The sequence below is a fragment of the Gordonia mangrovi genome (assembly GCF_024734075.1).
Classification (GTDB): domain Bacteria; phylum Actinomycetota; class Actinomycetes; order Mycobacteriales; family Mycobacteriaceae; genus Gordonia; species Gordonia mangrovi.
In genome coordinates, this window is the sequence record NZ_CP102850.1 from 2,108,589 (window position 1) to 2,118,281 (window position 9,693).

Genomic DNA, 9,693 nt, shown 5'->3' on the forward strand with positions numbered 1-9,693 from the left:
GGGTCAACACCTGATTAACTCAATCCATGGCCCGCGCCTCCCAGCTGTTGTTGCTTCGTGTCCTCGTCGTCCTCGGACTGGCTCTCGGATCGGTGGTGTTGGCGGCGGCTCCGGCGGCGATCGCTGCGCCCGGCCCGGGCTCGCCACTCCCCTCAGCCGACCCGTTCTACAGCTATTCCGGCCCCCTCGAAAACATCGCACCCGGCACGGTTCTGCGGTCGCGGCCGATGACGTTCCGCACCCCGACGCTCGACTCTCCAATCACCGGGACGCAGGTGCTGTACCGGACGACCGATCAAGCCGGTGATGGGGCCGTCACCGTGGCGACGGTGCTGCGGCCGCTGACGCCGGGCCCCACCCGGCTGGTGTCCTACCACATGGCCTACGACGCGCTCGGCTCCAAGTGCGATCCGTCATACACCCTCAGCGGCGGGTACGCGAACTCGCTGAACACCGCCGAACAGGGCGTGATCGCGGGCTATCTCGCTGCCGGCTACACCGTCGTGGCGCCCGACTACGAGGGCGAGGACCTGGAATGGACCATCGGCCGGCAGTCGGGGTACGCCGCGCTCGATGGTGTCCGCGCTGCGCAGAGTTTCCTGCGCGTGCCGGACTCCACCCCGGTCGGGCTGGTGGGCTACTCGGGTGGTTCGGTGCCGACCCAGTGGGGCGCGGAGGTCGCGCCGCGCTACGCCCCCGAGCTCAACATCGTCGGCACCGCGGCGGGCGGCCTGCCCGTGGACCTCGCCCACAACCTGCCCTACATCGACGGCAGCGACGAGTGGGCCGGGGTGATCCCCGCGCTCGTGGTCGCTTACCAACGCACCTACGACCTCGACGTCGACTCCTTCCTCTCCACTCGCGGCAAGCAGACCGCCCAGCAGGTCAGCGATGAGTGCATCACCGAGTTCGCCGGCAACTATCCCGGTCTGACGAGTGCCGACATGGTGAAGCCGCCCTACTCCGGGCTGCTCGACGTGCCCGAGGTGGTCCGCGCGGTCAACGACAACATCATGGGCACTGCAGGTACCCCGCGCTCGCCGCTGTTCCTGGCCGTCGGACACAGCGACGCCATCGGCGACACCATCATGGTCACCGGCGACGTGGTGGGCCTGGCCAACGAATACTGCACCCGCGGCGTCGATGTCACCTACGCCCAGTACGACGGACGCACGCACGGTCAAGCGTTCCCCGTGTTCGAGGCACAAGCCCTGCCGTATCTGACCGAACGCTTCAACGGGGTTCCCACACGCAGCAACTGCGCGACGATCCCGCGGGGGAACAGTCTGGCGCCGATGGCGGTGCCGTGAGGATGCACCACCATCGGCGGAGGACTTCGCGCGCTGATCTTTCATGTGCGCGTGAAGCTTCGCGCGCGAGTGCGCGATGGCCGCGCGAAAGTCTTCTTGGGGCGCACCGATGCCCGGCACCAACGACGCCACCACGATGCCGACGATCGTCCACAGCCGACTGTGCGAACGCATGCGGATCAGCGATGCTCGCGCAGCGTGCTCATACGACTGCGGTATTCGTCCTCCTCGATCTCGCCGCGCGCGAACCGTTCACCGAGGACTTCTTCGGCCCGCGACTGCGGCGGGGAACTCGGCGGCTGGTCCGGCTGCCCGTCGGAGTTCCGGCGGGAGCCCGCCAGATACCGGACAGCCGACACGATCGCGGCGATGACGGCCGCCCAGAACACCACCATCAGGCTGGTCATCAGGATCCATTCACCCCAGCCCCAGCTGTTGCCCCACATGTGGTCGTCGTACCTCATCGCCGCCACCCTTTCCGCATCTTGGCACAAGCTGATGACCTCAGCCTGCGCTCGGCGTGTGGTGGTGTCGAGGGTCGTTGGTCACTTCGGGCGAGGTAGCGCACGGGCACCGATTGGCTCGTCACAGCCACCTCGAATGTCGAAATCCACCTTGGTTTGGATCCAAGGTGGATTCCGACACTAAGGGTATCTGCGGGCAGCGCTACCTACGCGGCAGGTCGCTGACCGCCGTCCGACGCCGTCACCGACTCCACTGACCGCCCGCGTCCCGTCAGTCGCATCGTCCACCGCGGACGCCGCTGTCCCGCAACGGCCGTCACGGTGCGATCGCGAGGAGGGCGACCCTTGAGCCGGTCGAGCAACCACCCCACTGCCATCGGCCCCGACAGCGGCAGCAGCGAGTAGTGCTCGCTGAGCTGGTCGCGCACGTAGGTGACCGGTACGCCGTGCTCGCGGTAGCGGGCGACCTGACCGTCCACGTCGTCGACGGCGATCACCTCGTCGTGCACCGCCTGCACCACCAGGAGCGGGATCTCCGGCGCGTGCGTGCCGAGCTGCAGGTCGTCCATCATCTCGACGATGTCGGGTTGGGCCAGCAGGTCGGCGAGCGGGATGTCGAGGTAATCGTCGATGTCGTGGTTGCGGAACTGCCGCACCGCATCCAGGACCGGGAGTCGGGCGATCTCCTCGAGGTGCCGGCGCCCCTTCTCGGTGGCGTGCTCGAGAATCGCGCGTTCGAGTTGCGGGTAGACACGGCGCAGCCCGGCGATCGCCATCACCGGCAGCCCGGCGTGTAGCCCACCGTTGAGCCGCATCAGCGCTGAGGCCATGTCGCCGACCGGGGAACCGAGCACGGCGCCGATCAGGTTCAGCTCCGGCGCATACGTCGGCGCCACCTCGGCCGCCCACGATGTCGCCATCCCGCCACCGGAGTAGCCCCAGAGTCCGACGGGGGTGTCGGCGGGCATCTCATGATGCGGGAACGACAACGCGGCACGGATGCCGTCGAGGGTGCGGTAGCCGGGTTCGCGGGGCGCTCCCCACGCGCCGAGCATGCCCTCGTGGTCGGGGATCGACACCGCCCATCCCTTGGCCAGCGCTCGGCGAACCACCAGGAATTCGAACGGCGCGATGGTGCGTATCGCGTCGGCGCCCTTGCGCAGCGCATACGACGGGAAGCACTGGGTGCTGACCGCGTCGATCGCGCACTGGAACGACAACAGCATGAACCGTCCGGGCGGCGCCGGCTTGCGCGGCAGCACCACGGTGGTGGCGGCGACACCGGCGTCACCGTGCAGGTCGGTGGATCGGTACAGCAGTTGCCACGCCTGGCTGCGGTGATGCGACGCCCAGTAGTCCTTGAGTTCGACCCGCCGGGAGCGGATGATCTCGCCCGGCGCCATCTTCTGGAGCCCGCGTGGGGCGTCGTAGAACGAGTCCCGGGCAGGCATCAGCAACTCGTCGGCGGTGGTGCCGGTCACGGCCTCGACGGCATGAGCTGTCATGGATACCTCTCTTCACGCCTCGGCGTGGTGCTGCTCCATGTGACGGCGCCCACGGCCAGGGCAACAGTTACATGAGATGTCAACGCTCGTGGGGGCCGGGGGATTCCGGGCCTGGGGTCTCGATACGGTGACCCACTTCGTTCGCTGCGTACTCGACCAGCGCAACCGGCGACCGGCAGAACGGGAGCCTCGGCTACCGGGAGGTGGCGCGGGAGCCGAGCAGCGTGGTGAGGTCGCGGGCGAGCGTGCGGGAGTCGGCGGTGAGCAGCACACCGTCACAGACCACCCAACGGCCACCGACCATCACGTCGCGCGGACGGCGGCCAGGGCCGGCCCACAGCAGTCCGTCGATCGGATCGGGTGCGCCGGCGTCGAAGACATCCGAGCAGTCCCACACACACAGGTCGGCGGCGGCACCGGGACGCAGATGACCCAGTTCGGGGCGGCCCAGGCCCTGTGCCGATCCCTCGGTGGCCATCGCGAGGCATTCGCGCGCCGACACCGGTTCCCCGACGAGTCCGGAGATCTGCATCGCCAGCCGGGCGTCGGCGAGCAGGTGGCCGGCGTCATTGCTGCCGCCGCCACTGGTGCCCAGGCCCGTCGCCACCCCGGCCGCGCGGAGTGCGGCGACGCGGGCGACGCCCCAGGCCATCGGTACGTCGCACGCCGGTGCGTGCGTGGCCGAGGCCCCCGACCGGGCGACCCGGTCGAGTTCGGCGTCGGTGATCTCACACAGATGCGCCACCGTCACGTCCTCGGCCAACCAGCCCCAGTCCTCGAGCAGCTCCAGCGGGCGCCGGCCGTAGCGTTCGGCGGCGATCGCCACGTCGATCTGCTCGTTGGCCTGCGTACGCCGGCGCAGGCCGAGTCGGCCCGCGACTTCGGTCAGGGCCGCGAACGTCTCCGGTCCGTCGGCGTGCACGCCCGACGGACCGACGGCCAGCTGGATCATGCCGTCGGCCGACACGCCGCGGGCGGCATCGGGAAGGTGCGTGTCGTGGATGTCGACGACCGACTGCGCCGCGGCGTCGGGATCGTCGCGGGCGGTTCCCCGGACGAACGCCAGTCGGGCCCCGAGCCGCCGGGCCGCGTCGATCGTCGCACCGGCCAGCTCGGCCGGGTTCTGATCAGCCGGCCACGTGAGGTGGTGATCGGCGACGGTGGTGACCCCGCACAGCAACGATTCGGCCAGTCCGACGGCCGCGGCGGCCGCGGTGAGCTCGGGGTCGACCCGCGCCGCAGTGTAGCGCTCGCTCATCCGGGCGAGCCAGTCCCGCATGGGCAGGAACCGGGTGGTCGGCCCGGACCGGAAAGCGCTCTGCAGCAGGTGATGATGCGCATTGACCAGACCCGGGGTGACGACACAGCCGGAGACGTCGACCGTCTGCGCACCGGGCGCGCCCGGCGCCTCGACGACCATCCCGTCGCGGATCACGACCGCTGCGCCAGCGGAGACCTCGGCGTCGACCAGTACCGCCTCAGCACCGACGAGCGCAATGTCGGTCACAGCTCGAGGACCAATCGGCCACTGGTGCAGCGGGATACGCAGATCATCATCGATTCGTTCTCCGCGCGTTCCTCCGGCGAGAGGATGGAGTCGCGATGATCGATCTCACCGCTCACCACACCGGTCTCGCAGGTCCCGCACATGCCTTCGCGACACGAGGAAGGTGCCACGACCCCGCGCTCGCCGAGGACGTCGAGGATGGTGCGGTCCGTCGGCACCGTAACCGTGGTGCCCGAGAACGCCAGCGACACCTCGAATTCCTGATTGGGGGCACCGGACTCCACGGCCGCGGTGAACCGCTCGGCGAACGAGTCGACGGCGGGCTGCGACGCGCAGGCGTCGGCCACGGCATCGACCATCGTCGGCGGTCCGCAGACATAGACTGCGGTACCACGCGCAAGACCGGCCAGTTCGTCACCCAGGTTCAGACGGCCGGATCGGTGGGATTCGTGGATCGTCACCCGGTCGGGATGACTCGCCTCGAGTTCGTCGACGTAGGCCATCTCGGCGCGCGAACGGCCCACGTAGATCAACCGCCAGGACCGGCCGGCGCGCTGCGCCTCCTCGATGAGCGCCAGCATGGGTGTGATGCCGATTCCGCCGGCCACGAACACATACTCGAGCGCACGGGTGAGCGCAAAGTGGTTGCGCGGCGCACTGATCCACGCCTGCACACCGGGCACCAGCCCGTCGTGGACCGACTCGGACCCGCCGCGGCTGTCGGTCCGTCGCTCGACGGCGATCCGGTAGATCGCATCGTCGGGCGTCGGGCACAGGGAGTACTGCCGGACCGGTCCGCCCGGCGTCGTCAGGTCGATGTGGGATCCGGCTGTCCACGCGGGCAGCGGCTCGTCGGTGACCGGCGCGAGGACGAACTCGTCGACGCGCCCGGCCAGACGCCGCCGCGACGCCACTCGGACGCTGATGGGGCTGGTAACCCCGTTGGTGGACAAAGACATCGGAGATCTCCTGGATTCTGGGTTGATCTCCACCGAGTTCCCAGCCAAAGGAACCGCACCCTACGGTGACGCCTGCACCCGAATCAGGTGCGCGACATCGGGACCGACGAGCCGCCACCGATGGGGAATGCCCCCAGCATAGTAAAGACTGTCCCCCTTGTGCAATTCGAGGTAGTGGCCGTCACCCAGGTCGACCTCGATCTCGCCGCTCACGACATGCACCCACTCGTCCTGCTCGTGGCGGAAGTACTCGGCGTACTCCCGCCTGCTCAACACCTGCTCCTGCGGAAAGAACGCGGCATCGCCGCTGACCAGCAGCCGGGCGTAGCCGGCCTTGTCACCGGCCTGCGGGAGGCGCGCACCCTCGTCCGACCGGACGACCTGCGCGCCCTCCGGCGCAGAAGTCGGGGTGTTGCGGGCCCGCGCCGGGTCGGCCGTCAGCATCAGACTGACCTGCGTGGTGTCGAGAGCCCGGGCGATCCGCTCCAGCGTCGTCATGCTCGGACGCGCGTACCCGCGCTCCAGCTGCGAGAGGAAAGGGTGCGAGATTCCCGCTTGGGCAGCCAGATTCGCCAGGGTCAGGCCCTGTTCCTTGCGGCGTCGGCGGATTTCGGCGCCCAGCGATACCTGCGCCGCATCCGGTTCATCGAGTGCCATGTCGTCAGTCTCCTAGATCACAGTCTCCGATAACACGCTCGCAGCCTGGGTGACACCCCGGCAATCGAGTGAGCCCCAACTCTAGCTCGTGTTGACGTGGTCAACATTCTGTGTCAGTGTTTATCCACAACCACATCCCTCTCCGCCGATCCCAGCCACGGCGGGAACCACAAACCGGCGCGACGATGCGCATCCATCCACTCAGTCCACGAACGGAGTTCACCCATGCAGCCCACGCCTCCGCAAGCCGTGCGTGGCATCACGGGGTCACTACCCGACGGCTCCGTCGTCGACATCACCCTGTTCGACGACAACGGTGTGTCTCGCGTCGGCGGCATCCGTCCCCACGATGCGTGGGCGGAGGACACGAGTCAGCCTGATTGGCTCGACCTGCGCGGGTTCGTCCTCACCGCGGCGGCAGCAGAACCGCACGCCCACCTCGACAAGGCCCTGTCCTGGTCGGAACTGTCACCGCCGCTGGGTGATCTCGGCGACGCGATCGCCTCCTGGCGGTCCGGGAGCGTCCACCTCGACGAGGAGTCGTTCCGGCGACGTGCACTGCAGACCGCAACGGCGATGCTGCGCAACGGCATCACCGCGGTCCGGACACATGCCGACGTGCTGCACGACGACGATCCGTTGCGAGCGGTGCGTGCGCTCGCCGACGTCCGCGAGCAACTTCGCGGCCTGATGACCATTCAGATCGCCGTGCTGGCCAGCCCCACCACCCCCACCGCCCTGGTCGAGGGTGCGCTGGATGCCGGAGCCGACCTCGTCGGTGGTGCACCGCACATCGCCGACGACCCGCTCGCGGACGTCATCCGGCTGCTCGATCTCGCCGAGAAGCGCGGTATCGGAGCCGATCTGCACATCGACGAATTCATGGACGGCGATCACCTGACGATCGAGGCCTTCGCCGATCGCGTGGCCGACTGGCCGCGTGATCGCATCCGCACGGCCGGCCACTGCAGCCGGCTGGCCACCCTGCCGCCGGCCGACCTGCAGCGGGTCGCCCGCACTCTGACACGCGCCTCGGTGTCGGTGATCGCGCTGCCCATCACCAACCTGTACCTGCAAGGCCGCCACGGTCCGTCCGCCGGTCGCCGCGGCATCACCGCCATCGACGCGCTGCGCGACGCCGGTGTCCTGGTGGCCGCCGGCGCCGACAACGTGCGCGACCCGTTCAACCCGGTGGGACGGGCCGACCCGCTGGAGACGGCGGCTCTGCTGGTCGCCGCCGCCCACCAATCCCCCGACACCGCGCTGGAGCTGGTCACCGACTCGGCCCGTGCGGTACTCGGACTCGAACCGGCGGGCCCACAGGTCGGGGCCCGCGCCGATTTCCTCGCGGTCCGCGGCACCGACGTCGTGGACACGATCGCGACGGCACCGGCCGACCGGGTGGTGATCGTCAACGGCGCGATCGTCGCCCGCACCGAGACCACCAGTTGGACGGCCGCACCAGCAGCCGCCATCGATTCCATATCCCGAACCCACCGCGTCATGGAGAACAAATGACCTCACCAGGATCGACCATCGAGCCGAAGATCGGCCATCCACTGGTCGGCTTCGAGCACATCGAGCTGACCTACCCCGGCGGCACCCACGCCCTGCGCGATGTCAGCCTGACGGTGCGCGAAGGCGAGTTCGTCAGTGTCGTCGGCCCGTCCGGCTGCGGCAAATCGACACTGCTGCGTCTCTCCGCCGGGCTCGAGACCATCACCGACGGCTACATGCAGTGCGGTGCCGAACGCATCGGCTACGTGTTCCAGGACGCCACGCTGCTGCCCTGGCGGACCGTGTGGGAGAACGTGGCGCTGGTCGGCGAACTCGACGGGGTGCCCCGCGGCGAACGCGACCGACGCATCGCGGCGGCGCTGGAGACCGTCGGACTCACCGGCTTCGAAAAGCATCTGCCGCACATGCTCTCCGGCGGTATGCGGATGCGCGTGTCGCTCGCCCGGTCGCTCACGATGGATCCGGACCTGTTCCTCTTCGACGAGCCGTTCGCCGCGCTCGATGAGATCACCCGCGAGCGTCTGGGGGTGGAACTCACGGAGTTGTTCGCCGCCAAGCGTTTCGCCGGACTGTTCATCACCCACTCGGTGTCCGAGGCCGCCTTCCTGTCCAGCAGGGTCCTCGTCATGTCCGGGCGTCCCGGAAACATCGTCGACGAGATCGAGGTCCCGTTCCCATTCCCCCGATCACCCGAACTGCGATTCGATCCGAAATTCGCCGAGATCGCCGGCCGCATCTCCCGCGCGCTGAGGGAGGCGCATTCATGAGCACGCCCACCACCACCGACACCACATCCACCACCGACATGAAATCGACCACCGATATGGCAATCGCCGACAGCAGCAAGTCCGAGACGACCGGCAACACCGAGGGCGCCAAGCCCCGCAACCGATCTCGGAGTCTCCTGCGTGGGGCCGGCGGGCCGCTGATCGTTCTTGCGATCGTCATCGGGCTCTGGTACCTGGTCACCTACGGCGTTCTCGATCCCGCCCGCCGCTTCCTGATGCCGGCGCCGCATCAGGTGATCACCGACGGATTGCTCGGTGATTCGGTGCAGGAGATGTGGCAGGGCCTCGCCCGGACCGCCGGCGTCGCGCTGACCGGCCTGGCCATCGCCGCGATCATCGGCATCGCGTGGGCCGTCGTCATGTCGCAGTCGCGCATGATGGAGAACGCACTGTTCCCCTACGCCGTGATCCTGCAGTGCATCCCGATTCTCGCGCTGGTGCCGCTGGTCGGCTTCTGGTTCGGATTCGGTTTCAGCGCACGGGTGTTCGTGTGCGTGCTGATCGCACTGTTCCCGCTGGTGTCCAACACACTGTTCGGTCTGCGGTCGGTAGACCCGCAGATGCGCGACCTGTTCGCCCTGCACCGCCCCAGCCGCCTCACCGTGCTCCGCAAGCTCGAGTTCCCCGCCGCCATGCCGGCCATCTTCGCGGGCCTGCGCATCTCCGCAGGACTTGCGGTGGTCGGTGCCATCGTCGGCGACTTCTTCTTCAAGCAGGGCAATCCCGGCATCGGCATCCTGATCGACAACTACCGATCACGACTGCAGTCCGAAGAGCTGTTCGCCTCGATCATCCTCGCGTCCCTGCTGGGCGTGGCCGTCTTCTGGTTCTTCGGCTGGCTCGGCAACCGCGTCGTCGGCCGCTGGTATCAGCACTGATCACCAGACCCTCGATCGCACTCACCCCAAACCGCTGATCCATCTCGATACGCGTCCTCGCAAGGTCGGTCGCTACTCGACCAGCGGAGCAACACCCAAAGCAAAGG

9 protein-coding genes are annotated in these 9,693 nt (G+C 68.5%); 4 read left to right on the forward strand and 5 right to left on the reverse strand.

Annotated features, from left to right (window positions below):
* Nucleotides 1-26 precede the first annotated feature (26 nt).
* Complete coding sequence (locus NWF22_RS09625) at nucleotides 27-1,310, forward strand: lipase family protein (protein ID WP_160901508.1); 1,284 nt, start codon at nucleotides 27-29, stop codon at nucleotides 1,308-1,310.
* A gap of 179 nt (nucleotides 1,311-1,489) precedes the next feature.
* Here the strand turns inward: NWF22_RS09625 and NWF22_RS09630 are convergent, their stop codons facing one another.
* The 5 genes from NWF22_RS09630 to NWF22_RS09650 all read right to left on the reverse strand — a co-directional run bounded on the left by NWF22_RS09630 (nucleotide 1,490) and on the right by NWF22_RS09650 (nucleotide 6,402).
* Nucleotides 1,490-1,774, reverse strand: a complete 285-nt coding sequence (locus NWF22_RS09630; RefSeq protein ID WP_160901509.1) for an SHOCT domain-containing protein — start codon at nucleotides 1,772-1,774, stop codon at nucleotides 1,490-1,492.
* 206 nt (nucleotides 1,775-1,980) lie between these two features.
* On the reverse strand, nucleotides 1,981-3,279 hold the full coding sequence (locus NWF22_RS09635; protein ID WP_160901510.1) for a lipase family protein: 1,299 nt from the start codon (nucleotides 3,277-3,279) through the stop codon (nucleotides 1,981-1,983).
* Nucleotides 3,280-3,472: 193 nt separating this feature from the next.
* The gene (locus NWF22_RS09640; RefSeq protein ID WP_373691991.1) at nucleotides 3,473-4,786 is read right to left on the reverse strand and encodes an amidohydrolase family protein; all 1,314 of its coding nucleotides are present in this window, start codon (nucleotides 4,784-4,786) and stop codon (nucleotides 3,473-3,475) included.
* Nucleotides 4,783-5,745, reverse strand: a complete 963-nt coding sequence (locus tag NWF22_RS09645) for a PDR/VanB family oxidoreductase (protein WP_160901511.1) — start codon at nucleotides 5,743-5,745, stop codon at nucleotides 4,783-4,785. The genes NWF22_RS09640 and NWF22_RS09645 overlap by 4 nt, the downstream gene beginning before the upstream one ends.
* Nucleotides 5,746-5,805: 60 nt before the next feature.
* On the reverse strand, nucleotides 5,806-6,402 hold the full coding sequence (locus tag NWF22_RS09650) for a helix-turn-helix domain-containing protein (protein WP_160901512.1): 597 nt from the start codon (nucleotides 6,400-6,402) through the stop codon (nucleotides 5,806-5,808).
* 225 nt (nucleotides 6,403-6,627) lie between these two features.
* Between NWF22_RS09650 and NWF22_RS09655 the strand changes: the two genes are divergently transcribed.
* From NWF22_RS09655 to NWF22_RS09665, 3 genes are read left to right on the forward strand one after another with little or no spacing between them, the layout of a single operon-like run.
* A complete protein-coding gene (locus NWF22_RS09655; protein ID WP_160901513.1) occupies nucleotides 6,628-7,920 on the forward strand; it encodes an amidohydrolase family protein in 1,293 nt (430 codons plus the stop codon).
* A complete protein-coding gene (locus NWF22_RS09660; protein WP_160901514.1) occupies nucleotides 7,917-8,687 on the forward strand; it encodes an ABC transporter ATP-binding protein in 771 nt (256 codons plus the stop codon). Before NWF22_RS09655 ends, NWF22_RS09660 begins: the two co-directional genes overlap by 4 nt.
* Nucleotides 8,684-9,586 carry an ABC transporter permease gene (locus tag NWF22_RS09665; RefSeq protein WP_160901515.1) on the forward strand — a complete coding sequence of 301 codons (903 nt, stop codon included), beginning with the start codon at nucleotides 8,684-8,686 and terminating at the stop codon, nucleotides 9,584-9,586. Before NWF22_RS09660 ends, NWF22_RS09665 begins: the two co-directional genes overlap by 4 nt.
* The last annotated feature ends 107 nt before the right edge of the window (nucleotides 9,587-9,693 follow it).

Bases quoted from the DNA above. Each gene is read 5' to 3' on its own strand.
- NWF22_RS09625 (WP_160901508.1), top strand. From the start codon at position 27: ATGGCCCGCGCCTCCCAGCTGTTGTTGCTTCGTGTCCTCGTCGTCCTC.
- NWF22_RS09630 (WP_160901509.1), bottom strand. From the start codon at position 1,774: ATGAGGTACGACGACCACATGTGGGGCAACAGCTGGGGCTGGGGTGAA.
- NWF22_RS09635 (WP_160901510.1), bottom strand. From the start codon at position 3,279: ATGACAGCTCATGCCGTCGAGGCCGTGACCGGCACCACCGCCGACGAG.
- NWF22_RS09645 (WP_160901511.1), bottom strand. From the start codon at position 5,745: ATGTCTTTGTCCACCAACGGGGTTACCAGCCCCATCAGCGTCCGAGTG.
- NWF22_RS09650 (WP_160901512.1), bottom strand. From the start codon at position 6,402: ATGGCACTCGATGAACCGGATGCGGCGCAGGTATCGCTGGGCGCCGAA.
- NWF22_RS09655 (WP_160901513.1), top strand. From the start codon at position 6,628: ATGCAGCCCACGCCTCCGCAAGCCGTGCGTGGCATCACGGGGTCACTA.
- NWF22_RS09660 (WP_160901514.1), top strand. From the start codon at position 7,917: ATGACCTCACCAGGATCGACCATCGAGCCGAAGATCGGCCATCCACTG.
- NWF22_RS09665 (WP_160901515.1), top strand. From the start codon at position 8,684: ATGAGCACGCCCACCACCACCGACACCACATCCACCACCGACATGAAA.